This window comes from Streptomyces griseus (assembly GCF_900460065.1).
GTDB classification, from domain to species: Bacteria; Actinomycetota; Actinomycetes; order Streptomycetales; family Streptomycetaceae; genus Streptomyces; species Streptomyces griseus.
Window position 1 is genome coordinate 53,199 of the sequence record NZ_UAVD01000052.1, and the last position, 23,491, is coordinate 76,689.

The window sequence follows — 23,491 nt, forward strand, 5'->3', positions numbered from 1 at the left end:
GCCGGTGTCACCGGACGTCAGCCGGGGAACCGCCCCTGCGCCCGCAGCTCCCAGCGCCGCTCGGCGTACGCCAGGTCGTCGCGCCACAGCCGGCCGGCCGATGCCCGCATCAGTGGCCGGAGCACCGGCGCCGCCGCCCGGGCCACCGCGAACCCCCGGCGGTCGGAGGCCGCGACGAGGGCCTCGACGACGGCTGTGCGGGGCCGGCCGTGCTCGTCCGGGGCCAGCGGGGTGGCGTGGGTCTCGACCACGGACCCCGCCCCTTCGCCCTCGACGATGTGCATGACCACCGTGCGGGGCTCGGGCGCGGTGAACCTGGCCAGGACCGGGACGACCAGCCGCCCGGCCACCTTGAAGGACACCTCGACCAGGAACCCGTCGTCGTCCCCGGCGCTGTCGTCGGGTGCGTCGGTCACGGTCAGGTCGACGAAGGAGTACGGGTGGAACCAGGCCCCGTGCCACGGATCGAGCCGGTTGGCCACCACGTCCTGCGGCTCGCACCGCCCCACTGCGGTGTAGACCGCGTCGACCCCGTCGCCCAGGCGCGGCCGGGCCGGAAGGCAGGGCCGCTCCGTGGGCTTCTCGCCGCCCATGCGGTCCAGGCGCACCCAGAGCAGCAGACCGTCGTCGAAGGCCGGGTAGGGCTCCCATCCGGCGACCGGCCCGCCGTCCAGGGCGAGACCGTGCCAGTGGCAGACCAGCGTGCCGCAGCGCACGGGGCTCTCTTGCAGGGGCGCCCCGAGGTGGGGGCAGGCCCCGGGGCCGGTGCGCAGCCTGCCGTCGCCGTCGCGCCAGGCGACGATCTCGGTCGAACCGACCGTGATGCCGAGAGCCTTTCCCGGGGGGAGGTCTCGTGAGGCGCCGATGACGTACCAGTTGCCGGAGGGGCGACTCTGCGCCCGCTTGAGGGCCTGGGCGATGAGGGAGGGTTTCGCGGCCCGCCAGGTCGGCTCCTGGCGTTCCCACGGCACGGGTGCTCGCCGCAGTCGCAACGGGATACGGCGTCGCGCGGACGGCCTCACGCGGCCTCCCCTCGCACCGGCGTGGCGATCTCGGTGATGACGGTAGGGGCCGGCGGGGCAGGGCACCGGGCGGCGACGGTCCTCGTCCGGTGACGGGCGGGGGCGCGGGCGGCGAGCGCGCGGGCGAGCCCGTCCAGCGCCACGACCGCCCGGCGTCGGCGTGGGACGACGGCGCGGCGGTGCAGGACCGCGTACTCCTCGGCCTCGATGGCATCGAGGATGCCGCTGTAGAGCACGAACGCCGTACGGATGCAGGGCCGGGCGACCGGGTCCAGCATCCCCAGCCCCGGCAGGGCCTGGCGGTAGACCGTCCTTGTGTGGGCGGCGAACGCCCGCAGCGCGTCGGTGATCCTGGGGTCGCGCGTACCGGTGCGCCGGCTCCATTCCAGGCGTGCCCGGTCCACTCCGTAGGCGGCGATCAGGTCAGCCGGAAGGTAGAGCCGGCCGCGGTCCAGGTCCTCGCCGACGTCCCGCAGGAAATTGGTGAGCTGGAAAGCGATACCGAGCGCGGCCGCGGGCCCGGCGGCTTCCTCGTGCCGGGTCACCGTTCCGAGCACCGGCAGCATCTGCAGGCCGATCACCGCGGCCGACCCGTGCATGTAACCGCCCAGATCGTTCAGCGAGGCGTAGCCGGTGACCGTGAGATCGCTGCGCATGGAGGCCAGGAAGTCGGCGAAGTGCCGGTGGTCGATGCCGTAGCGGCCGGCCGTGTCGGCGAGCGCCTGGATCACCGGTTCGGTGGCCCGCCCGCCGCGCAGCCCGTTCTCTAGCTGTCCCTCCAGCGCCGTCAGGGCCGCGGCGCGCTCTGTAACGGTGGCGGTCGAGTCGAGGTCGTCCACGATGTCATCGGCCCACCGGGCGAAGCCGTACGGGGCGTGTACGGCCGCCCGCCGTTCGACGGGCAGGAGCCGCGTCGCGAGGAAGTAGGTCTTGCCGTGGCGGGCGTTGAGGTGGCGGCAGTGGGTGTAGGCGGTGCGGAGGCCGGGCTCGTGGATGCCTGCGGCGTCCAGCTCACGGGCGGTCATGCGGCAGTGCCTCTCGTGCGGCGGGCGGGGGCGGCAGGTGGGCCGGTGATCCGCTGGGCGGCCAGCTTCCCGGAGATCAGCACGGTCGGCACGCCGACACCGGGTGTGGTGCCGCACCCGGCGAGGACGGCGTTGGCGGTGCCCCGCACCAGGTTGCGCGGGCGGAACGGGCCGGTCTGGGGGAAGGTGTGGGCCACGGCGAACGGCGTGCCGGCCGCGTGCTCCTGGGCGGTCCAGTCGATGGGGGTGACCAGTCCTTCCCGCTCGATCGCCGCGCTCAGACCGGGCATCTCGCGCCGCTCAAGCCACCCGAGCAGCTCGTCCCGGTAGCGGGGGCCCAGCTCCTTCCACTCTCGGACGCCGGGCCCGATGGTGGTGTTCGGGCAGGGCGCGAGAATGTAGTGGAGGTGTTTGCCGGGCGGGGCGAGGGAGGGGTCGGTGGCCGTGGGCCGGGTGATCAGGAGCGAGGGGTCCGACATCAGCTCGCCGGTACGGGTGAGCTGGCGGAAGGTACTCTTCCACGCGGCCCCGAAGGAGATCGTGTGATGCGCGAGATCCGGCCACGTACGGTCCGTGCCCGCGTGGAGAATCACCGCGGACGGTGAATGCCTCAGCGGCAGCGGCCGACGCGGGGCGTGGCCCAGGAGGCGGTAGCTGACGGGCAGGTCGGGGGTCAGGACCACTGCGTCGCACGGAATGCGCTCCCGGTCGGTGACGACCGCGGTGATGCGGTCGCCGGAACGCTCCAGCCGCGTCACCGTCTGCCCGTAGCGGAACTCGCCTCCCGCTTCGGCGGCCGCGTCGGCCATCGCGGTAGGCAGCGCGTGCATGCCGCCGCGCGGGAAGTACACCCCGGCGACCGTGTCCATGTAGGCGATCACCGCGTAGGCGGCCAGGGCCCGGGCCGGAGGCACCCCCGCGTACAGCGCCTGGAAGGAGAAGACGCGGCGCAGCCGCTCGTCGGAGACGAAGCGCCCGATCCGGGCGTCGAGCCGGCCGAACCCGCCCAGGGCGGCGAGCCGCGCGAGGTCGGGGTGCAGCAGTTGGAGGGGCGAGTCGAAGTTGGCGTCGATGAAGCGGCGCATCTGCACCTGGTAGAGCCGCTCCAGCCATTTCCGCAGCCGCCGGTAGCCGACCGCCTGGCGGGCCCCGGCGAACTCTTCCACGGCCGCTTCCATCGCCGCTCCGTCGGTGTGCACGTCGAGTTGCGACCCGTCCGCGAACCTGGCCCGGTAGGCCGGGTCGAGCTGGATCAGCTCCAGCCGGTCGGCCATCGTGTCGCCGACGGCGGCGAACGCGTCCTCCACGAGGTCCGGCATGGTCAGCACGGTCGGCCCGGTGTCGATGCGGTAGCCGCCCTCCGCCCGGAGACCGGCCCGCCCGCCGGGCAGCGTGTCCCGTTCGACGACGGTCACCCGGCGACCCGCGCCGAGCAGATGAAGCGCTGCAGACAGCCCGGACAGTCCCGCACCGACCACCACGACGTGGTCGACCGGGCCCTTGATCATGATCACTGTGTGCCGCCTTCCTGGATCATGGTGAGAGCGACGGCACGGGTCCCCGCCACCGAGTGCAGCAAGCCGAGCAGCTGCTCGCCGGCGTGTGCGTCGAGTTCGGTCTGGGCCAGTCTGCGGGCCGCGCGCTCCCCCAGGCGCTCCGCCTTGTCCTCCACCAGAGCGCGGGCACCGGTGGACTCCAGCACGGAGCGCACCTCCTCAAGGCCGTCCTCGTCAAGGTCAGGGTTTCCGACGGCCCGTTCCAGCACGGCCAGCGCCCGGTGGTCTCCGGCGGCGTCGGCACAGGTACGGGCCACCGCCAGCAAGTAGGTCGGCTTGCCCTCACGGATGTCGTCGCCGGACGGCTTCCCGGTGACCGCCGGATCTCCGAACACTCCCAGCAGATCGTCACGAAGCTGAAAGGCCATACCGGCGTACCGGCTCGCCGAGCGCAGAGCATCGGTGGTCCACTCGTCGGCCCCGGCCAGGGCAGCTCCCAGCGCTACCGGCCGCTCCACCGAGTACAGAGCGCTCTTGAGGTGAGCGGTGCGCAGGGCACGCGCCGCCGAGGCACCGCCGCCGATCTGGCCGCGCAGGTCCAGGTACTGCCCGGCGATCATCTCGCCACGCATGGACCGCCACAGAGCCCGGACCTGCCGTCGCCGGCCGGGCGGCAGGAACGTCTCCCCCACCGTGTCGTCGGCCCACACCAACGCGAGGTCGCCCGCGAGCACCGCGGCAGACGCGCCGAATGCCGCACCCGGACCGGAGCCGGCCGCAAGGCCCCGCTGCTCCGCCAGAGCGATGTGGACGGCAGGCCGCCCTCGCCTGGTGTGCGAACGGTCCATCACATCGTCCTGGATGAGAGCGCAGGTCTGAATCAGCTCCAGAGCCACGCCCAGCCGCAACGCGGCCTCGCTTTCAGCCCCGCTGCAGGCGCGCATGGCCCACCACAGCAAGAGGGGCCGCATCCGCTTGCCGCCACGCAGGGCAAAGTCAGCAACCCGGTGCGCCACCTCGTCGGAAAACTCGGAGTCGTGGAGGGTCGCTTCGGCCACACACTCCGCCAACACGGAATCGGCCGTCCGCTGGAAGGCCCCGACCACATCTTCGTCGACGGTCTGCGCCACCTGCCGGGGCCCGAGGTGCCAGCACTCCGGCAGGCCGACGTGAGGTGGCACTGGGTTGGCGAACGCGTGGTCCGGAGGAGGCAGACGGCCCATCTCAGGCCCTTTCCGTCGAAGGTGACGACGAATGCCTCGCCATCCGCTGCATCTCGTACCCCACCGGTCACATTCCTATCGAGGCCACCCGCGTGACAGCTAGGGCTTCCGTTTGGATCAAGCTCTGGACTGCCCGCATGGCATCGGACGTGACGCCTGCAGATGCTGCCGAGGCTGGCGTGGCGGCCCCACCGGCCCCGCCGAAGAAGCCGTCACGGGGCCGGAGCCGTACGGTGCTTCGGCTGTCTGCGGGGTTTACCTGCTGGCGGCCACGCTGATGCTGACGACCGGCCTGCTCGGCGCGCGCGAATGGTACGTCGCGCTGGGATGCTGCCTGGTCGGCTCCATCGCGGTGCCGGTCGGGCACGCGGTGCGCGCGGGAGGGGAGATGGGCCTGGAGGCGTGGCGGCTGCGCACCCCCAAGGCGTCCTCGTCGAGGGACGCCGCGTGTGCGCCCGGACCTATGAGTTCACCGACGCCGAGGGGCGCGCCCGCCGCCTCACCGACGACTACACGTGCGGCGAGCGAGTGGAGATCCTCCACGATCCCGCCCCGGATGGGGACACGGCCCGGATCGGCCGCGGCACCACGGGAACTCTGGTCTTCGCCGGCTGTGTCTGCCTGCTGTCCCTCGTCATGGCCGCGGCCCTGGTCGCCATCGGTCTGGCGAGGCCGCACGCCGCTCTGGACGTCATCTCCCCTGGCCTGTAGGGGCCCGCGTGAGGAGCGGCGTTCTCAACAGGGCCACGCCGGACGTCGATCGGCCTGCCTGGCCCCTCGATTGGCGTAGACCGACTCGCGGGGTCCGGCATGATCCAAACGAGGGGCCCTGGTCTCGTACTTCGCAGGTCACTGAGTCAGGTCTGTGGCATTCCTCGCTGTACAGGCATCCTCGCGGTGCGGCACCCAGCGGTGCGGCACCGCGAACGGGTGAAGGCTCAGGCGGTGTCCCGCCAGGCGCCGGTCGCGGTACCGCGGGCTTCGATGAACTCCTTGAAGTTCTTCAGGTCGCTCTTGGCCTGCCGGCGGACGAAGCCGAGCTTGCCCCCACCGTGTCGGCGATTCCCTGAGGGGCGTGGTCGAGCTGGAGCATGACCTTGGTGTGCGTGTCGTCCAGGCGGTGGAAGGTGACCACACCTGCCTGACGGACCTCGCCCGCCACCGTGGTCCAGGCCACCCGTTCGTCGGGGATCTGGGGCCGGCGCAACCTCGTGTACCGCCATGCCAGGACCCCGGCGCAGGAACCACCGACGACCGCTCGCCCGCGCAGTCGGCGGGTAGACCGCGAAAGCGCGCTGGAGCACTAGCAGTGATTCTTTGAGGTCACTGGCCGAGCAGAGCGGAGGCGTAGGAGTCCGAGCCGTCGGCCACTCCAGGCAGCGCGAGAAAATAGCCTCCGCCCGTGGTGACGCTGAAGTCCGCGAACCTCTCGCCTTCCAGCCGTTTTTGCACCGTTGCGAACTGCCGGGCGATATCCCGCTGGTAGCAGCAGAAAATCAAGCCTACGTCGAGCGTTCCGTCGGGCGTAAGACCCCGGTCAGTGTTGTAGCTTCGGCGCAGCAAGATCGAGTTCTCGCTTTCCGGGGTGCGCGGATTGGCGCGGCGGATATGGGAGTCCAGCGGCGTAATGCGGCCCTCCTGGTCCCGTCCGTAGTCGGGCAGGTCGCTTTCCTTACGTCCGTCGAGCGGTGCGCCGGTCGCTTTGCGTCGGCCGAAGATCTGTTCTTGCTTGGCCACCGGAACCCGGTCCCATTTCTCCGCATGAATTCCGATGATACGCAGGACCTGGTAGCTTCCGCCGCGTGCCCATGCCGGTCCCTCGTGGCCGACCCAGACGAGTCGGTTCATTTCGCGCTTCGACGCGGTGTCCGGGTGTGCGGTGCCGTCCTTGAAGCCGATGAACGACCGTGGAGCGCCCTCGGGGCGGGGTGGGTTCAGGAAGCCGTCAGCCCGCCACCGCGTTCGCAGCAGCCCAGTGGTCTCCCGGGCCAGATCGCGTACGACGTGGAGGACGGCGTCGGGGTGCTGGGCGCAGATCTGCACGGAAAGATCACCGTGAGAGCGGTCGGGTTCTAACCGGTCTCCGGGGAACAGTGGCATGTTCACGAGCCCTGGTGGCCGCGCTCCTTGCAGTCCGTACCGCTCGTCGAAAAGCGAGGCACCTACGCCGACGGTGATGGTCAACCGATCTTGCGGGTCGCGCAGCGCCGCTACCTCCGGATTCTTCGGTGTAACACCGGCTGTCAGGGCGCGGCACCGTGCGGTGAGTTTCGTGAAAAGGGCCTGCAACTCTGCCCGGTCGCGCGCGAGCACGTCGAAGGCGACGAAGCCGCCGAACGGCTGCTGCCGGGTGAGAATCCCTGCCTGGTGTGCACCGTGGAACGGCACCCGGCCATCGGTGGAGGCGCTCATCGGGATGCTCGACGCAGAGCTGACGGTCACCGTTGCGGCCAGGCCTCCGGCCCCCACGAGGCCAGCAGCGCCTCGTACCAGGGCACGGCGGCCGGGATACGGTGCTCGGGTAGGCTCGTGTTCCGTCATGACCATTCTCTTTTCCGGGGATATGACCCACTCTGTCTTTGTCACTCCTACCCGGCTCGAGCAGTAGCTGGGCAAGGACTACTCCTCCCGTATCCGTTTGGCGTACGGAGGGGGAGCGAGGTCATGTGGTCTTGCTCCAGCCGGTTTGCACGGCGGTTGTGCCGCGAGAAGTGAATGCCTTGATGGCGCCTGCGGGCCTCTTTCGGGCTTGTGTGCCGGTCCGGGTAACTGATCGTTTCAAAATGAGTTCGGTGTGAGGGCGTGGCGGCCGGGTCTCGTGGCGTCAGAGTGGTGCAGGTGTCGGATGATCTTGTGCCTGATGACCTGTGGGAACGCATCGCCCCGCTGCTGCCGTCCCGGCCGCCGCGGCGTCATCGGTACCCCGGGCGGTTGCCGGCGGACACCCCCAAGATCGCCCCGACGTGATGTCCCGAACGGCACCGGGCCGGGCAAGACGCGTTGGGTCGTCGAGCGGACCTTCGCCTGGCTCCACCAGTTCAAACGCCTCCGCATCCGCTACGGGATACGCGCCGACCTCCACCTCGGCCTGCTCCAACTCGCCCGCAGCATCATCTGCTTGCGACGCCTACGAACCTCATTTTGAAATGATCAGTTAGTTGACCCGTATGGCCGGATGCACTCCACGCTCGGGAACATCTTCGGCGGCCCCCTCGGCAATCCTCGACGGCCCAGCAGGTGGCTTCCGGCTTCAGTCCCACGACGCAGGGCAACGGCACGCCCGGCGCATCCGACTCGAACGAGGTGCACGGACAGGCCGCGGGAGTCGCTGATGTACAGGTTGCCCTCCCGGTCGAAGGCGATGTCGTCGGGGTTCATCCGGGCTCCGCCGACCTCGCCGGAGAAGAAGGTCCGCACATCGCCGCCGCCGGGGGCCAGACTCACAATCTCGCCGTGTGCGAAGTCGCTGAGGTAGAGCCGTCCGTCGTACGGGCTGAACTGCGCCGAGGTGTAGGCCCCTGTGCCGTCGGTGTGGACCGCCCGGGACGTCTTCCTCTCCACGTCGACGCGTATCACCTTGGGTTTGCCCTCGGGTGCGGTGACGTCGACGACGAACAGGCCGCCGTCCTCCGCGAACACGGGCCCCTCCAGCAAGGTCATCCCGGTCTCGCCGTGCACCTGCGTCAGCTGCATCACCTTCTGCGCCCGGATGGTCCTGCCCCCGGAGTCCGACGCCGCCTCTCCCCGGGGGGCGCCGCTCTGCGTGCCGCAGCCGGTGAGGAACAGCATGCCGATGGTGGCGAGCGCGGAAAATGACCGGGCCGAAAGTCGCGGCGAGGAGCGGCCACTGACGGGAGCTCACCAGGACGGCCGCCTCCCGCTCGGGCAGGTGCTCGCGGAGCTGCGCCACGAAGTACGTGTGGGCGGCCTCGCTGATCCTGAGCTGTTGAAGGGCGCGGGACCGGTCTCGGAGGTCGAGGTCGCGCGGAATGCTGAGGTTCTCGGTCAGCGGGCCCCAGGAGCGCTTCGCGTCGGCGCTCACAGCAGGGGCGGCCCACGGACCGGGCGTCCGCCCGGTGCCGGGAGCGGGCAGCGCGGCGGCCGAGGCGCGCGCGGAAGGCGTGGACGCGATGGCGGCCGGAGCCGGCACCGGGGTGGGGTGGGAGTGGAAGGCGTTGGCACGGCCGGAGTCGGCGATCGTGAGGATCAGCCGGACGGGCATCCCGGTGGCCTGCGCCGCTCCGGACAGGGCATCGGGGAACGGCTCGCCCTGAAGCTGGGCGGGAGCGGGGGCAAGGGCGGGGTGGTCACGGGGAGGGCTCCCTCGTACGGTCAGCGCGAGCGCCCCGGGCCGGGCCCGGGGCCCGGGAGTGGTCCGGTGGCGGACCGGGGCGGCACTCCGGTAACGGGCGGGAGCAGGGCGGAGCCACGCTCGGCAGCGGGCGTCACCCGTACAGTTTGGCGGCCCCGTAGGAGCCGGCGCCCTGGTCGGCGGCGATCGAGCCGATGTGGACGACCGCGCCGCCGGGGGCGAGCCGGTCGTCCAGCGCCTTCGTGGTCAGTGCGGCACTCACGAGGTTCGCGTCCAGATTGGCGTGGAAGTCCCGGGTGTATGCGGCCAGGTCCGTGGCTCCGTCGCTGTCGCAGTCGGTGTTCCCGCCCGCGTTGTTCACAAGGACGTCGATCCGGTCCGGCAGCTCCGGCAGGAGGGCGACGTGAGCGCCCGGGGGTCAGTGTGGTCGCATACCAGCGTGCGGACGCCGGACTCCGCTGCCAGTTCATGGAGCGGACCGGGGCGGCGACCGGTGACGATCACTGTCTCGCCCTGCTCCGCGAAGAGCCGGACGGTCGCCCGGCCAATGCCCGTTGCGCCACGTAGTCGCGTGGTAACCCTCAACTTGAGTCCCTTCAGTCCCTGTTCCGGGGTTACATGGTGCCTGACCTGCTCTTTCACGGAGAGACTGAACGCAGGGACCGAACCGTGGAACTCCTTGCCCCTCGGGATCTCCTTGGCCTGGAAGGGCTGATCCTCGTCGACGGCCAAGGCATTTTGCTGGCGATGTCCCTGATCGGCGGAAAGCGTAACGACGTCACCCGGCTGATGCCCCTGCTCGCCAAGCTCCCGTCGGTCCCAGGACTCGTGGGGCGTCCCCGTCTACAGCCTGAGGAGGAAGCCCGCGAGGGCCCGTCGGAGGTTGAGGGCGGGCTCCGGAGCTGGAAATGGACCCGGCGCTCGCGCTGGACGCCGTTGCGGCCGCTGACGAGGCCGCCAAGCAGGCCGCCGCCGCAGCGAGCGACGCGAAGGCCGAGGCAGCCGGGGAGGCCCAGCTGCCGGGGCGGCGGCCCGTGTTGGGTGATTGTGGGGAGGCGAGCCGGCTCTGCGGACTGCTGGCGTACGGGGCGGGCCGCTTCCGAGGGTTGACGGGCTGCGGGGGCGGCCGTCTCCGCAGATGGGTTGCGCGCGGGGATGGGCCAGAGAGAGTCGGCGCGCCTTCCGTTCCCAGGTCAGAAAAGTGGGTCCTTCAGATGCTCCTCCGGGGCCAGTGTGCTGCCCCGCTCGAACTCGGCCTGGTAGCGGGCCTCGTCCAGCGCAGCCCTGACCCGGGTGGTGATGCGGTCCACGTCGAAGCGCTCGCCGCCCCGCAGGGGTGCCTGGACCGACTGCCTGGCCACCGTGGCCGCCCCGAGGAGGCGGGCCGCGTGCTCGGAGTGACCTGCCAGCGACTGGGCCCCGGCCAGGCCTTCCAGGGCCAGCGCCACCGCCCGCGGGTTCCCGGTGTCGCGGGCGGCGGCGTGGGATTCCAGTTGCAGAGCCAGGGCTGCCGGGGCGTCGCCCCGGGCCTCCGCGACGAAGCCCAGCTCGGCCAGGATCACCGAGGGCCTTGCCGGCTCGTAACTCATCTGGCGGTGCAGGTCGAGCACCCGGGTCAGATGGCGCTCGGCCGCGTCGAGGTCTCCCGCCCGGCGCGCCCCGAGGGCGAGGCCGATCTCGGCGTACTGCTCCCCGAAGCTCTCCGACTGCCCGGCAGAGAGCCGTGCCGCGCGCTCATGGAACTTCTTGGCCCGAGGCAGGTCCCCGGTCAGCAGGGCGACCCGGCCGAGGCCTGAGAGCTGGAAAGACGCCTGCGGCCAGAGCCCCAGGTCTTCCGCCATCCGCAGGCCCTCCCGGTACAGCCGTCCGGCCCGCTGGTAGTCGCCCACGATTTCGGCCAGCGTCCCGAGCGGCACCGATGCTTGGAGCTGCCCCCACTGGTCGCCCAGCTCACGGAAGAGCGCGAGGCTCTGCTCACCGTCCCGCCGCAACGTGTTGAGGTCGCCCCGCTGATTCGCGTGGAAGGTCCGGCTGCCCAGGGCAGCCGCCATACCCCAGCGGTCGTCGAGCGACCGGAAGGTGGCCAGTGCCCGGTGGACCAGCTCCTCGCTCGGCCCCACGTCGCCGATCCCGTAAAGGCTAGACCCGAGGAACCATTGGGCCCGCGCCCGCCCGCCCGGATCGTCCAGCTCCTCGTACGGCCGCAGCGCAGTGCGGTACTCCGCCAGAGGGTCGGCGACGCCGCCGAGCACCAGCTTGAAGCCGCCCAGCAGGGCCGTGGCCTTGGCCACCGCGGCCGGCGCCGTCCCACCGAGGGACAGCGCCACGGTCAGGGACCGCTTCGCCTCGTTGCTCCGGCCGCGCAGGTACCAGTACCAGCTGAGGGCGTTGGCGAGACGCAGGGCGCAGTCGGCGTTGCCGAGCTGCGCCGCGTAGTCGAACGCGGTCCGCAGATTCGCGGTTTCGGCGTCCAGGCGATGGAGCCACTGTCGTTGGCTGTGGCCCTGCAGATGCGGCTCGGCGCGCTCGGCGAGACCGGTGTAGTAGTCGCAGTGCCTGCGCCGGAGGTCCTCGAACTCGCCTTTCTCCACGAGGCGTTCGACGCAGTATGCGGTGACCGATTCGAGCAGCTGGTACCGGGGCCCGTCCGTCCCGTCGGTCATGACCACCAGCGACCAGTCCACCAGCCGGGCGACGACGTCGAGCACCTCCGTACGGTCCAGGTCGTCCGCCGCGCAGATCTCCTCGGCGGCCTCGAGGGTGCAGCCGTCGGCGTGTATGGCCAGCCGCCCGAGCACCATCCGTTCCTGGTCGCCGAGGAGCTCCCAGCTCCAGTCGATCACGGCCCTCAGGGTGCGTTGCCGCGCAGGGGCGCTGCGCGCGCCCACCGCGAGCAGGTGGAACCGGTCGTCCAGGCGCGCCGCCAGCTCATGTACCCCCAGCGCCCGCACCCGGGTGGCGGCCATCTCCAGGGCCAGCGGAATGCCGTCGAGGCGTCGGCAGATCGAGACGATCGCCTCGACGTTGCTCGCGGCGAGTACGAAATTCGGGGCCGCCGCGGTTGCCCGTGCCACAAACAGCTCCACCGCGCTGTATCGGCGTACGGACTCGGGGTCGAGTTCCGCCGCGGGCTCGGGTCCTCGCAGCGGCGGCACCTCCTGGAGGTATTCGCCGGTGATGCCCAGGGGCACCTGACTGGTGGCCATGATTGTCAAGGCGGGCGCAGCCTTGAGGAGTTGGTCGGTCATCTCGGCGACCGGGCCGACCACATGCTCGCAGTTGTCGAACACCAGCAGGGCCGGCTGCTCGCCCAGCGCTTGGGCGACACGGATGGTCATTGAGGGTGCCGCGCCCCCGGACCCCGGTCCCGAGGCCGTGTCGTCCCGGACCCGGAGAACCGATCCGAGCAAGTCGTGTACCGCGACCTGCGCGGCGGCATGCTTCCTCCGGTCGGCGCTCGACGGGGAGGGGTCGAGCGCACCGAACTCGACCAGCCGTACGCCGCCGGGGAACTCGGCTCCGGCCTGCGCGGCGGTCGTGAGCGCCAGCTGCGTCTTGCCCACCCCGCCCGGACCGATGAGCGTGACCAGCCTGTTTTCGCTCAGCAGTTCCCGGAGCTCGCCGAGCGCCTCGGCCCTGCCGATCAGGCCGGTGAGGGAGGCTGGCAGGTTCGTGGGCGGGCTGGCCGCGGCAGTGTCATTTTCGGGGGCGGCAGTCAGCGCCGCGTCCTGGGTGAGGATCGACTGGTGCAGGGCCGTCAGCTCGGGGCTGGGGTCCAGACCCAGGTTTTCGGCCAGGTGTCCACGCAGGTCGGCGTAGCTGCTGAGGGCCGCGCTCTGCCGGCCGGCACGGTAGAGCGCCCGCACATGAGCGGCGCGCAGCCGTTCCCTGAGGGGGTGCAGGTCCACCACATCACCGAGTTCGTCGGCCACCAGCGCGTGTTCACCGAGGTTCAGCCGGGCCTCGGCCTGCTCCTCCAGCGCGGTCAGCCGCTGCTCCTCCAGCCGGTCCCGCGCTGGCCGGGTGAACTCTTCGTCGGCGAAGTCGGCGAAGGCGGGCCCCCGCCACAACGCCAGCGCGTCTGCCAGCAGGGCGGCGCGCACCCGGGAGTCCTCGGTCGCCCGCGCCCGTGTCATCAGGTCGCGGAACCGGTCCGCGTCCACCGCGTCGGCGCCCGCCCGCAGCTGGTATCCCGGCGAGTGGGACACCACGAGGTCCCGGCCGCCCGGCTCCGCGTCCTCAAGCGCCCGCCGCAGCTGCCACACCTTGTTCTGGAGCGCGCCTGCCGGGTTGTTGGACGGCCTCGTGGTCCATAGGTCATCGATCAGCCTGTCCGCGGAGACCGCTCGTCCCTGGTGGGCCAGAAGGCAGGCCAGCAGAGCGCGGACTTTGAGCTCCGGGATCCGGACTGGTCGTCCGTCCCCCGTCCATACCGCTAACGAACCGAGAACCCCGAAATACATGTGATCACGCTAACCCAGCGCAGAGGGCAAGGACAGGACGATAGTGGTCCGGCGGGCGGCCGGGCCCGGCCCGTGAGCGCCGACGCTCGGTGCCGCCGAGGTGCCGCTGGCAAGGGGCCGAGCCCGCGGCGGACCGCGCGGAATGTACGGGAGGACGCCGGCCCGGGCCGTGGAGTCCTGGGCCGGCGTTCTCCCTCTGGTTCCCGGTGCCTGATTACCCGTTCCCGCCGGAGGGGCTCAGGTGGTCGAGAGCGAGTCCTCGCCCTTTTCCTCCCGCTCCTTCGGAGCGTTGCCGGACGGGACGGCCCCGCGGCTCTTGCGCAGCAGCGTGAACGCGAACGTCGCGCTGATCGCGGTGACGACGGCGCACGCGATGCCGATCGCGTTCAGCCCGCTGGCGTAGGCGTCCGATGCGGCAGCCAGCAGGCTGTCGGCGGCATCGGACGGCAGTTCGCGAGCTGCCTTGAGCGCGCCCTCCATGCTCCCCTCGGCGGAGTCGGCCGCGCCGGACGGTGTGCCGTCGGGCACGTCGAGCGAGCTGCGGTAGACCGCGGTGCCCAGGCTGCCGAGCGTGGCGATGCCGAGTGCGGTGCCCAGATCACCGCTGATGGAGGAGAGTGCCGCCGCGGAGCCGCCCCGCTCCGGTGGGACCGACCCGACGACCAGGTTGGTGCCGAGCGCCCCGAAGGTGCCGACGCCGATGAAAGTGATCACGAAGCCGGTGATCAGCAGCGGCATCCCACCGACAGGGCCGATGAAGATGAGGAGCACGTAACCGATCATGCCGATCAGCAGGCTCACCCCGATGACGGTGCTGAGAGGGTGCTGCTTGGCGAAGATCGGCGCCAGCTGCGCCGCGAGGATCGACGCGATGGCCGCGGGCACCATCCACAGGCCCGCTTCCAGCGGCGAATAGCCCTCCACCATCTGGACGAACCCGGTGATGAACAGGTAGCCGCCGCCGGTGCCCAGCATGGAGACCATGAGGATCAGCAGTGCGGCGGTGAACGCGCCGATCTTGAAGAGCTTCAGGTCCAGCAGCGGATCGTCGAGCTTGCCCTGACGCGACAGGAACACCGCGCCGACCGCCAGGCCGAGGACGATCGAGAGGACCGGCACCAGCTCGACGCCATAACGCGCGAGCTCCTTCAGCCCGTAGATGATCGCCAGGATCGACACCAGCGACAGCAGGACGCTGAGCAGGTCGATCTTGCCGGCGTTGGGGTTCTTGTACTCCGGCAGGACAAAGGGAGCGACGGTCAGCAGCACCACCATGACGGGCACCCCGATGAGGAACACCGAGCCCCACCAGAAGTACTCCAGCATCGCGCCGCCGACGACCGGCCCGAGCGCGGTGCCGCCCATGAAGCAACTGGCCCACACCGCGATGGCGCGACCACGCTGGTACGGGTCCTCGAACATGTTGCTGATGAGGGCGAGGGTGGACGGCATCAGGGTGGCGGCGGCGATGCCGAGCAGGGCGCGGGTGGCGATCAGACCCTCCGCGCTGGTGGAGTAGGCGGCGGCGATCGAGGTGATGCCGACGGCCGTCGCACCAATCAGCAGCAGCTTGCGGCGGCCGATCCGGTCGCCCAGCGTGCCCATGGTGATCAGGAAGCCGGCGATCAGGAAGCCGTATATGTCCATGATCCACAGCGTCTGGGTACCGGTGGGGTTCAGACCCTCGGCGAGGTGGGGCAGGGCCAGGTACAGCACGCTCTGGTCGAGGGAGATCAGCAGGGTGGGCAGGGCCAGCGCCGCCAGTCCCACCCATTCCCGCGTCCCGGCCTTCCGGACCGGGGCCTCGGGGGCGTTCGATGACATGGCTTTCCTTTCTTGGGCCTGGTACGTGATCAGGCGTGGTTGCGTACGTGTATGGCCGCGGGGTCCAGGGCGTGTCCGGCGGATCAGGACCGGACATGCCCTAGCCCGGATACGGCTGCCGGGCGCGGGCGTCGCTCAGGACGTGGCCCCACCAGGCGAGTTGGTCGAACATGGTCTTGGCCGCCGTTGCACAGCCCTCGGGGTCCGCAGGCCGGCCCTCGGCGTCGAAGTGCTCCTGGTAGTTCGGGAAGCAGACGGAGTCCCGGACGGTGACGCTGTGCAGACAGGGGAAGATTCCCCGCAGGTCGGCCACCGCGCGCAGCCCGCCGGCCATGCCGCCGTAGGAGACGAAGGCGACCGGCTTCGCCTTCCACACGTTGACGTACCAGTCGATGGCGTTCTTCAGTGAGGCGGGGAAGCTGTGGTTGTACTCCGGTGTGACGATCACGAACGCGTCCGCCCTGTCCAGCCAGGGGGCGAGGTCGGTCACGGCCTGCGGCAGCGGGCGGTCGAGGCTCTCCGGCAGCACGTCGGGCAGCCACACCTGGGCGAGGTCGATCACATCGACGTCGAAGTCGTCGCGCTTGGCCGCCTCGGCGGCGATCCACTGGGCGGGGACGGGGCCGAAGCGGCCGGCGCGGGTGCTGCCGATGAGTACGGCCAGGTTCAGTCTGCGTTCCCGCATCACGGTTCTCCCTCGGGCTCGGTACCTGCACGCCATACGGTGCGCCGTGCCACTCGTGATGCGCTCTCGGTCCGCTCTCGGTTCCCTTTCGGCCTGGATTGCGCCGCGGTGTCTACCAGTTCAACCCGCCCTACTCGTACCGCGTAGCGGAGTTCCTCCCGGGCACGGAGCTCGTCGAAGCCGAGTACGTGCAGGTCGATCAGGACAAGACGATCGCGAAGATCCGCAGGGACGAGAGCCTTCCGGACCTGGTGCGGTTCCCGTCGCTGGACCACATGCGCGAAGCTATCGAGGAACTGCGGAAGAAGCGGGCCGAGGACCGCGCTGCACGCCGATTGGCCCGGGCGCAGCGCCAGGAGGAGGGATCAGCCCAGTGAGTACCTTGAAGTGGTCGGCGACCAACGCCGACGGTCTTCTCGCCGATCTGGACCTGCCGCCCGCCGCTTACCGGGCGCTGTTGAAGATCCGTGCGCAGAGCGAGGCCGGGGGCGGATCGCGATGGATCAGGGCACCCTCGGGAAGCTCCTCGGTCTCAGCCGCCCCAGCGTGAACGCTGCTCTGCGGGAGCTGGAGCTGGAGCTGGAGCTGGCCAAGCTCGTCAGGAAGGTCCGTAACGGCGTCTACCAGATCAACCCGATGCTGGCGGGCTACGACTGCCCCGAGGACGCGTTGGACGCCGTGAAGGCGATGCCGAGGGCCGACCGGCTCGACAGCAAGACCTACGTATCGGACTACCACCGGGCCGTCGCCGCGTACCAGGACCAGCTGGCCGAGCAGCGCAAGAAGCGTGCCGCCGCTGCCGCCGCGAAGAAGGCCGCGGCCACCAGGAGGCGCGGCTCGCTCCACGCCGTCGGCTGACCTGCCGACAGCGTGCAGCGACGGGACGAGGCAGCCGACGCGCACATCACGGGTCCGGCGAGGTTCGGTGTCCTCCCCCGTCATGTAGGCCCGGGAGATCGAATGCCGCCGGGCCCGGATCGTCGCTCATATGGCCACCTCGCTCCCCACGATCATCGGAGCGTCCCGGTGGGGCTGCCTCCTCCGGGCAGGCAGTCCCACCGGGGTATTCAGCGCAACCGGCGGTGCTCCTGCCGGGAATCATGCTGTCTGGCGCGCCATGCGTTCCATCCCCAGCCCGTCAGGGCGACGGCGGCAACGCCCCCCGCCGCGGCCAGCACCCAAGACCAGCCGACCAGAATGCCCGTTGCGAGCACACAGCCGAGCACGAGCAGAGCCACCAGCCAGCCGGAACCAGAACCGGAAGCGGAACCAGATCCGTTGCTCGCGATGTGCATGTCCCGGCCTGCGATATAGATGCTGCTACCGCTGCAGTTGGTGACTAGGTGGGCCCGTGCGTTGAGAGCGTGGACACGGGCGGTGGCCGGGCAGCAGCCGAGCTGCTCGGCGATCTCGTTGAAGCCCCACCCCTCGATGTAGCGCAGGTATGCGACTTCCTGACGGCGCGGTTGTGGCATCAGCTGGATGAGTTCGACGATCTCCCGGGCAGCGACGAGGTCCTGGGTGCTGGCAGACGGAGCTAGGCTGCTCCAGCCGACGGTTCCCTGCTCGGTGTGGTCCGCCGGATCCCCGTCGGCCCGCAGGGCGGCTGTCGAGATGCATCGGGCGAGGCGGCGGCGGGCGACGGTGTAGAGCCAGGCACGGGGAACCCTGATGTTGTCCCAGTCATTCAGGGCCTGCTCGAAGGTGTCCTGGACGAGCGCCTCGACGTCGACGTCCTGCTCGGACAGCCCCCAGGCTCTGCCTCGCTGACGGACCGACAGAATCAGCGGGCGGTAGTACAGCTCGTAGGCCCTTTCGAACGTCATCGTGGCCGTGGCGCCGCACTCGGCGCAGCAGTTCTCCTCGGTCACTGCGCGCCGCCGGCGGGCTGGTCGTCCTGGCCTCGCGCGGCGGCCTGAGCCCGGGCCAGTTCGGCGCGGGCGCGCAGCAGCAGACTCTGGGCGAGAGCGTCGGCGACCTTCAGCACTACAGGCGCGGTGCTGAGCAGCATCAGGGTCACGAGGTCCATCATGGCGGCGTACCTTCCGCATGTCCCGCCCTCAGCGGATCCCGGGCGGGACACCTTGGCGGCTACCAGTTGGTGGCGAGTGCGCGCCCCGGCGTTTACCCCCCAATCCAAGATTCTTTCGAGAGCCGGACGTCCTCCAGCTGTGGGCCGCGCGGTGCGCGGAATCAAGCCGGTCTGCCCTCGGGATCCTTGTCGTGGTCAGCCTCCGCCGGGTTGCGCAGGGGCCGAAGCGCCCCGCCGGCGCAGGGCGGCGTCCTCGTCCAGGACGCCGTGCTCGCGCTGGTCGGCGTGCAGGGCCCCGAGCTGTTCGACGGCTCACTTATCCCGCGCGCCACGGGCCACTTCGGCCATGACCTCCGTAGCGAGGTGCGAGGGACCGTTTAAGCCCCACGGGGTCTACGGAGCCGACGGTAGCCAAGCCGAAGGCAAGGTAACTCCCGAAGGAGGAGGTGTGCCCACGGCAGCAAGAAGCCCCTGAGGAGCCGAACCGATCGCGCCGTCGAAGGACAGGTCGCCGCTGGAGAACGTCGCGCTGCGGAAGGACACCGTGCCGCCGGAGAACGTCGCGCCGCGGAAGGACACGGTGCCGCCAGAGAACGTCGCGTTGCGGAAGTACACGGTGCCACTGGAGAACGTCGCGCTGCGGAAGGACACCTCACCGCCGGAGAACATCGCGTCGTCGATGTACACGGTGCCGCCGGAGAACGTCGCGCTGCGGAAGTACACCTCACCGCCGGAGAGCATCGCGTGGCGGAAGGACACGGTGCCGCCGGAGAACGTCGCGCTGCGGAAGGACACGGTGCCGTCGGAGAACGTCGCGTCGCCGAAGGACACGGTGCCGCCGGAGAACATCGCGCCGCCGAAGGACACGTCGCCGGAGAACACCGCCTCGTCGAAGGACACGTCGCCGCCGGAGAACGTCGCGTGGCGGAAGGACACGGTGCCGCCGGAGAACGTCGCGCTGCGGAAGTACACCGTGCCGTCGGAGAACGTCGCGTCGCCGAAGGACACGGTGCCGCCGGAGAACATCGCGCCGCCGAAGGACACGTCGCCGGAGAACACCGCCTCGTCGAAGGACACGTCGCCGCCGGAGAACGTCGCGTGGCGGAAGGACACGGTGCCGCCGGAGAACCTCGCGTCGTCGAAGGACACGATGCCGCCGGAGAACGTCGCGCCGCTGAAAGACACGGTGCCGCCGGAGAACCTCGCGTCGTCGAAGGACACGATGCCGCCGGAGAACGTCGCGCCGCTGAAAGACACGGTGCCGCCGGAGAACCTCGCGTCGTCGAAGGACACGATGCTGCCGGAGAACGTCGCGCCGCTGAAAGACACGGTGCCGCCGCAGAACGTCGCGCCGCGGAAGTCCATGTCGCCGTCGATGGTGACACCTGTGAGGTCCAGATCGCAGCCCTGCCAGGAGCGATGGGTTCCCTTGGGTCGTCGGTAGTGGTCGCCGATGAGGCGCAGGATCGTGTGCCTCACCTTGCGGAAGGCCAGGTAGCGGTGGTGTTCCTCCTGATGGGCAGGATCGGTGCCGGGGTCGGGGGTGAAAGGGAGCTGGAGGTAGGCGCACAGGACGTCGATGCAGGTCTGGCGAAGGCTGTTGTCGGGGGCGTCGTCGGCGAGGCCTGCCAGTGCGTGGACGCCACCGAGTCGGACGGCTGGGGAGTCGGAGCCGAGTTTGTCGACGGCTTGGGAGAAGCGCTCGGTGTGGAGCCGGGTGGCCTCGCGGTGAGCGCCGGCTTCGTCGACGCGCTGGCGGCGGTAGGCGACGACCAGGGCGACGAGTGCACCGGCACCGGCGACCACTCCGAAGGAGAGCTTCACCAGGTCGAAGAGCGTCTTCGCGTCGAGCTTCGCGGTGGCACCGATCTCCTGGACGTCCAGCAGGACTACCAGGAAGTAGAAGACGCCGCCCGCGACCAGGACCGCGGCGGCGAAGGCGAGGGTCAGCGCCCGGCCGACCTTCCACAGCCTTAACTCCCGGTCATTCGGGGCGGATCGGGGCCTTCGATTGGGTGTCATGACGCTGAAGATACGGCTGGAGGATCGGCGGTTGCAGCCAGTCCAGTGTGCCGGGGCGGGAAGCCGCTGGAGTACACGGGAGGCGCATCGATCAGTCCGGGCGAACTCCTCGCCCACGATGCCGAGACCGCCGGGCAGGACGGTGACGTGGAGCCCACCGTGACGAGCCCGTCGACGACCCCGGCCAGATCGTGAGCGAGGGCGACAAGATCACCGTACGGATCGTCGAGGTCGACCTCGTGCGCCGCCGCCTCGCCCTGTCCGCCAAAGATCTGCCACAGAGCGGGAAACGATCTGTCTGAGAACGGGAAGCGATCTCCAGGCGCCTTGTACCGCACCAGGTCACCCCTACTCGGGAACGCCCCCGCCTGGTTTCACCGGCCCTCCGGGGTTCGGGGCCCGGGCACCTGGGCCAGGAACCGTTCTCCGCAGGACGGGGTGCAGCCATACAGGTGCCGCGCTGGTGGACGAGAGGGTGCCGCGCAGGGTCCGCAGGGCGAGGTAGCCCAGCCGGCGCAGGGTGCGGGAGGTCATTCAGTGATCTTGCTCGGGGGCGCCGGAGAGCTCCAGGACGACGGGGTCGCGGTGCTGGGTGGCTGCCGTGGTGCGGGTGATGTGGCGTACCAGGCGCAGGCCCATGTCGGCCAGTGCCGCCCGGTGTTGGCGTACCGAAGGCTGGTGACCAAGCCGTCACCCGGGACCTGTTCGCGGCACGTGAGGTGCGAGCGGAACTCAAGCGATGGAAGAAGCCGCCGGGCGCAGCCCCCCGGCGGCTTCGAGATTAGGCCTGTTCAGCTCTCGTCGGTCACATCCACGCCGCGCGCCGCAGGTACGCCTTGCTTGGTCTGTAGGCGTGTCGGTCCCGGCGGACGTTCAGAACGGCGAGGGGTGTGGTGTTGATCAGCATTCGTAGGCGTAGTTCGCCCGGCCCTTGCCCGCGTCCCAGTAGATGTTGCGCGAAGAACCCGCGTTGATCGTGATGCAGGTGGGGTCATTGAACCAGCCGTCGACGTCGACGGTGGCCTGGATCGTGTAGTTGCATATGTTCTTGATCTTCGCCGCGCCGGGGCTGTTGGAGACGAGCGATGCACATCCGGCCATCGGTGCGGCGGGGGCAGCAGCCGCAGGGGTGGTTCCGGTCGCCGCAAGGGCGCCAGCTGCGAGTGTCAGGGCGAGGGTCGTCAGGGTAGCGCGAGAGAGAGGCATTCTTCGTATCCCTTTCAGTGGTTTGGTCGGTGTACGCGCCCCGCTCAGCACGCATGACTTCGCGATAGGTTCTGAGCGGGTTTGTTAGCTTTTCCGGATGCCCGGAAGGGAAGCTCCGGCTTCCAGCCACGCCAAGGGTCTCTGTCCGTGAACCACCTCGACAACGACCATCGGGTGTAGCCGAATGTCCCTGGTTGCCAAGCGTTGCGCTCCGGAAAAGGGCATCGGGGGTCGTATGTTACGTATCCACTTCACTGCGCAGGATCTCGCACGAGTAGTGCTCGCGCACAACGACGCCCTGCCAGTGAGCGAGGCGGTTATGAGTCTGCAGGTGTTGCGGCGCGGCTCAGGCCTGCTGCTCCCGGGGTGGCGACGGCACGTTCTTGATCATCTGCCAGCCCAGGCATCACTGTTGGGATGCCTGGTACCGGCCTCCGGATGGATTCCGGACTTCCTTACCCCCAGCAATCACGCGTCCCCGGCTGGCGGAGCATTTGAGGTAATACGCGCTACTCCGCGCAGCCGCCTTGGGCCTGAGCTGCGCCACCTGTCTCACCGTCGCCTACCACCCTGGGTGGGCCAGCTGGCGGATGGGGACCGCGAGACGCTCAATGCGGTCTCTGACGCCCTGGCGGCGTACTACGACATCGCTGTAACACCCGTTGCGGATCGTATGCGGACCATACTGGACGCGGATCGCGTCCAGCGGGTGCACACCATGGCCCGCGCTGGCGTCGGTGCGGTTCTGGCTGGGCTGCATCCGCAGGTTCGCTGGCGGGAACCGGTGTTAGAGCTCCCTGGACGAGGCGAGGTCGACTTCCATCTAGAGGGCCGCGGACTCCTCCTGTGTGCCCACGTCTTCTGTGGCCCGCAGCCCCGAGCCCTGCTCAATAACGTCGACACTCCCGTCCTGGTGTATTCACCCGTCCGGAGTCTCCAGATCGGGGAGCTGGCAGCAGAGCGATCCTCCGACACCAAGTGCTCGCCAGCGGCTCTGGAGGCACTTCTAGGTCGCACCCGGGCAGCCGTCCTGCATGCCCTCGCAGACCCGGCCGGCCATACCACCAAACAACTAGCCCTTCGCCTGGGCATCTCCCCGGCCTCCGCGTCTGAGCACGCCTCTGCACTGCGGGCCGTCGGCTTGGTCACCAGCCTTCGGTACGCCAACACCGTGCGGCACACCGTTACCCGTTTGGGAACCAGCCTCCTTGTGACCGGGAACGCCAAGACGGCCGCTGCTGCCCCGACCAACGAGCCACCAGCCCCCGCCAGGCACGGAATAAGCCAGCAGGATCGGTGACACGGCTCTTATCGGCACTCCCTGGCGCTCCGTGCCCCACGCTGGGCGCTACGTGTCCGTTGGCCGGTTGGAAGCAACAATTCGCAATGGGCGAGAGGAGTGGCGGCCGGCACCGGTCGGTGGCCGTGGCCGAGGAACTCGCCGACCGGCTGCGCGACGCCGATGTCGGCGTGGAGACCGAGCACCGGCACATCGACCGGCCGATCCTGCCCGGCGTGGCAGGAGGGCTGCTGAGCGATCACGAACTCGCCGTGCTCCGCCTCTTCGCCCGGGGCCGCAGGCAAGTGGAGATCGCCGAGGACTTGAGGATCAGTCCGGAGACGGTGGGGCGCCTGCTGCACCGGACACGGATCGTTCTCCGGGCACGGACGCTCGCGCACGCTGTCGCTCTCGGCGGGGAGCTCGGTCTTCTGGAACGGCCGAGCAGCTGACCCCCTCCCGCCCGCGCCGGGGTTCACCGGTCCTCCGGAGTTCGGGGCCCGGGCACCTGGGCCAGAAACTGTTTTCCGCAGGGCGGGATCCCAGCGCTGCGCCGCCCTGCACGGGCGTGCCCTGGGCCGCCAGGCCGGGAGCGAGTCATGGCGGGCCCGCCACCTCCACCCGCGAACCCGGCCGCGCTTCCACCCGATGAACAGTGCGACCCGGTCAGCCCCACGAAATTCAGAAAAGAGCGGCTACGCATTCTCCGGTAGACACAAAAGTGCGAGCCGAAAAGGCTTGATAATTGCAACCTGGCAGGAAAATCCGCCGAAATTCATGGTGTCGGAGAGGGTCTTGCCTCGCCGGGATCGCTGACGGCCCTGCCGATCGGCCCGCCGAGATCTGCCTTCCCGCTCTTCCGTTCGATGCGGTCCGGTCCCTCTGGGAGAGGGCCAGGCCGT

General features: G+C 70.0%; 20 protein-coding genes and 5 pseudogenes. 10 read left to right on the plus strand and 15 right to left on the minus strand.

Features of this window, described 5'->3' with window-relative positions:
* Nucleotides 1-17: 17 nt before the first annotated feature.
* Genes DTB53_RS32315 through DTB53_RS32330 form a run of 4 tightly spaced genes read right to left on the minus strand, consistent with a single transcriptional unit; the run spans nucleotide 18 to nucleotide 4,766 of the window.
* The gene (locus tag DTB53_RS32315; protein WP_012377473.1) at nucleotides 18-1,022 is read right to left on the minus strand and encodes a Rieske (2Fe-2S) protein; all 1,005 of its coding nucleotides are present in this window, start codon (nucleotides 1,020-1,022) and stop codon (nucleotides 18-20) included.
* Nucleotides 1,019-2,047: a phytoene/squalene synthase family protein gene (locus DTB53_RS32320; protein WP_012377474.1), complete on the minus strand. Its 1,029-nt coding sequence runs from the start codon at nucleotides 2,045-2,047 to the stop codon at nucleotides 1,019-1,021. The genes DTB53_RS32315 and DTB53_RS32320 overlap by 4 nt, the downstream gene beginning before the upstream one ends.
* On the minus strand, nucleotides 2,044-3,561 hold the full coding sequence (locus tag DTB53_RS32325) for a phytoene desaturase (protein ID WP_012377475.1): 1,518 nt from the start codon (nucleotides 3,559-3,561) through the stop codon (nucleotides 2,044-2,046). The genes DTB53_RS32320 and DTB53_RS32325 overlap by 4 nt, the downstream gene beginning before the upstream one ends.
* A complete protein-coding gene (locus DTB53_RS32330; RefSeq protein WP_012377476.1) occupies nucleotides 3,558-4,766 on the minus strand; it encodes a polyprenyl synthetase family protein in 1,209 nt (402 codons plus the stop codon). The genes DTB53_RS32325 and DTB53_RS32330 overlap by 4 nt, the downstream gene beginning before the upstream one ends.
* 402 nt (nucleotides 4,767-5,168) lie before the next feature.
* On the opposite strand from DTB53_RS32330, the gene DTB53_RS32335 reads away from it, so the two are divergent.
* The gene (locus DTB53_RS32335) at nucleotides 5,169-5,477 is read left to right on the plus strand and encodes a hypothetical protein (protein WP_236586448.1); all 309 of its coding nucleotides are present in this window, start codon (nucleotides 5,169-5,171) and stop codon (nucleotides 5,475-5,477) included.
* 227 nt (nucleotides 5,478-5,704) lie between these two features.
* Here the strand turns inward: DTB53_RS32335 and DTB53_RS32340 are convergent.
* Both DTB53_RS32340 and DTB53_RS32345 read right to left on the minus strand, forming a co-directional pair.
* Nucleotides 5,705-5,961 (minus strand): annotated as a pseudogene (locus DTB53_RS32340) (SRPBCC family protein); the annotation flags it as partial.
* 128 nt (nucleotides 5,962-6,089) lie between these two features.
* Nucleotides 6,090-7,178, minus strand: coding sequence for a Dyp-type peroxidase (locus tag DTB53_RS32345; protein ID WP_236586449.1), 1,089 nt, complete (start codon nucleotides 7,176-7,178; stop codon nucleotides 6,090-6,092).
* Nucleotides 7,179-7,604: 426 nt separating this feature from the next.
* On the opposite strand from DTB53_RS32345, the pseudogene DTB53_RS38060 reads away from it, so the two are divergent.
* Together DTB53_RS38060 and DTB53_RS32350 are read left to right on the plus strand one after the other, a co-directional pair.
* Nucleotides 7,605-7,709, plus strand: a pseudogene (locus tag DTB53_RS38060) (IS5/IS1182 family transposase); the annotation flags it as partial.
* Nucleotides 7,702-7,911, plus strand: a pseudogene (locus tag DTB53_RS32350) (transposase); the annotation flags it as partial. The pseudogenes DTB53_RS38060 and DTB53_RS32350, both read left to right, overlap by 8 nt.
* Nucleotides 7,912-8,012: 101 nt before the next feature.
* Here DTB53_RS32350 and DTB53_RS32355 read toward each other — a convergent pair.
* A pseudogene (locus tag DTB53_RS32355) lies at nucleotides 8,013-8,555 on the minus strand (SMP-30/gluconolactonase/LRE family protein); the annotation flags it as partial.
* 200 nt (nucleotides 8,556-8,755) lie between these two features.
* Here DTB53_RS32355 and DTB53_RS32360 point away from each other — a divergent pair.
* On the plus strand, nucleotides 8,756-9,040 hold the full coding sequence (locus DTB53_RS32360) for a hypothetical protein (protein ID WP_012377482.1): 285 nt from the start codon (nucleotides 8,756-8,758) through the stop codon (nucleotides 9,038-9,040).
* Nucleotides 9,041-9,223: 183 nt separating this feature from the next.
* On the opposite strand, the pseudogene DTB53_RS32365 reads toward DTB53_RS32360, so the two are convergent.
* The 4 genes and pseudogenes from DTB53_RS32365 to DTB53_RS32385 all read right to left on the minus strand — a co-directional run.
* A pseudogene (locus DTB53_RS32365) lies at nucleotides 9,224-9,663 on the minus strand (SDR family oxidoreductase); the annotation flags it as partial.
* Nucleotides 9,664-10,271: 608 nt separating this feature from the next.
* Nucleotides 10,272-13,541, minus strand: coding sequence for an ATP-binding protein (locus DTB53_RS32375; RefSeq protein WP_012377485.1), 3,270 nt, complete (start codon nucleotides 13,539-13,541; stop codon nucleotides 10,272-10,274).
* Nucleotides 13,542-13,778: 237 nt separating this feature from the next.
* On the minus strand, nucleotides 13,779-15,365 hold the full coding sequence (locus DTB53_RS32380; RefSeq protein ID WP_012377486.1) for an MFS transporter: 1,587 nt from the start codon (nucleotides 15,363-15,365) through the stop codon (nucleotides 13,779-13,781).
* A 100-nt stretch (nucleotides 15,366-15,465) separates the two neighbouring features.
* Nucleotides 15,466-16,050, minus strand: a complete 585-nt coding sequence (locus tag DTB53_RS32385) for an NADPH-dependent FMN reductase (RefSeq protein WP_012377487.1) — start codon at nucleotides 16,048-16,050, stop codon at nucleotides 15,466-15,468.
* 98 nt (nucleotides 16,051-16,148) lie between these two features.
* Here DTB53_RS32385 and DTB53_RS32390 point away from each other — a divergent pair, with 98 nt between their 5' ends.
* Together DTB53_RS32390 and DTB53_RS32395 are read left to right on the plus strand one after the other, a co-directional pair.
* Nucleotides 16,149-16,427 (plus strand): hypothetical protein, encoded by a 279-nt coding sequence (locus tag DTB53_RS32390; RefSeq protein WP_012377488.1) that lies wholly within the window; start codon nucleotides 16,149-16,151, stop codon nucleotides 16,425-16,427.
* A 121-nt stretch (nucleotides 16,428-16,548) separates the two neighbouring features.
* Entirely contained in the window at nucleotides 16,549-16,908 is a 360-nt protein-coding gene (locus DTB53_RS32395) for a hypothetical protein (RefSeq protein ID WP_012377489.1), read from the plus strand.
* 209 nt (nucleotides 16,909-17,117) lie between these two features.
* Here the strand turns inward: DTB53_RS32395 and DTB53_RS32400 are convergent, their stop codons facing one another.
* Together DTB53_RS32400 and DTB53_RS37020 are read right to left on the minus strand one after the other, a co-directional pair.
* The gene (locus DTB53_RS32400; protein ID WP_042495211.1) at nucleotides 17,118-17,921 is read right to left on the minus strand and encodes an RNA polymerase sigma factor; all 804 of its coding nucleotides are present in this window, start codon (nucleotides 17,919-17,921) and stop codon (nucleotides 17,118-17,120) included.
* On the minus strand, nucleotides 17,918-18,082 hold the full coding sequence (locus tag DTB53_RS37020; protein WP_159402413.1) for a hypothetical protein: 165 nt from the start codon (nucleotides 18,080-18,082) through the stop codon (nucleotides 17,918-17,920). Before DTB53_RS37020 ends, DTB53_RS32400 begins: the two co-directional genes overlap by 4 nt.
* Before the next feature lie 210 nt (nucleotides 18,083-18,292).
* On the opposite strand from DTB53_RS37020, the gene DTB53_RS37165 reads away from it, so the two are divergent.
* On the plus strand, nucleotides 18,293-18,463 hold the full coding sequence (locus DTB53_RS37165; protein ID WP_218106903.1) for a hypothetical protein: 171 nt from the start codon (nucleotides 18,293-18,295) through the stop codon (nucleotides 18,461-18,463).
* A gap of 12 nt (nucleotides 18,464-18,475) precedes the next feature.
* On the opposite strand, the gene DTB53_RS32410 is transcribed toward DTB53_RS37165, so the two are convergent.
* A complete protein-coding gene (locus DTB53_RS32410) occupies nucleotides 18,476-20,104 on the minus strand; it encodes a pentapeptide repeat-containing protein (RefSeq protein WP_012377493.1) in 1,629 nt (542 codons plus the stop codon).
* Between the two features lie 191 nt (nucleotides 20,105-20,295).
* On the opposite strand from DTB53_RS32410, the gene DTB53_RS32415 reads away from it, so the two are divergent.
* Nucleotides 20,296-20,406, plus strand: a complete 111-nt coding sequence (locus tag DTB53_RS32415; protein WP_236586302.1) for a hypothetical protein — start codon at nucleotides 20,296-20,298, stop codon at nucleotides 20,404-20,406.
* A 598-nt stretch (nucleotides 20,407-21,004) separates the two neighbouring features.
* Here DTB53_RS32415 and DTB53_RS32420 read toward each other — a convergent pair.
* On the minus strand, nucleotides 21,005-21,205 hold the full coding sequence (locus tag DTB53_RS32420) for a hypothetical protein (RefSeq protein ID WP_042495214.1): 201 nt from the start codon (nucleotides 21,203-21,205) through the stop codon (nucleotides 21,005-21,007).
* Nucleotides 21,206-22,028: 823 nt separating this feature from the next.
* Here DTB53_RS32420 and DTB53_RS37695 point away from each other — a divergent pair.
* Both DTB53_RS37695 and DTB53_RS32430 read left to right on the plus strand, forming a co-directional pair.
* Nucleotides 22,029-22,610 (plus strand): winged helix-turn-helix domain-containing protein, encoded by a 582-nt coding sequence (locus DTB53_RS37695; RefSeq protein WP_236586303.1) that lies wholly within the window; start codon nucleotides 22,029-22,031, stop codon nucleotides 22,608-22,610.
* An 86-nt stretch (nucleotides 22,611-22,696) separates the two neighbouring features.
* Complete coding sequence (locus tag DTB53_RS32430) at nucleotides 22,697-23,041, plus strand: RapZ C-terminal domain-containing protein (protein ID WP_106431657.1); 345 nt, start codon at nucleotides 22,697-22,699, stop codon at nucleotides 23,039-23,041.
* The last annotated feature ends 450 nt before the right edge of the window (nucleotides 23,042-23,491 follow it).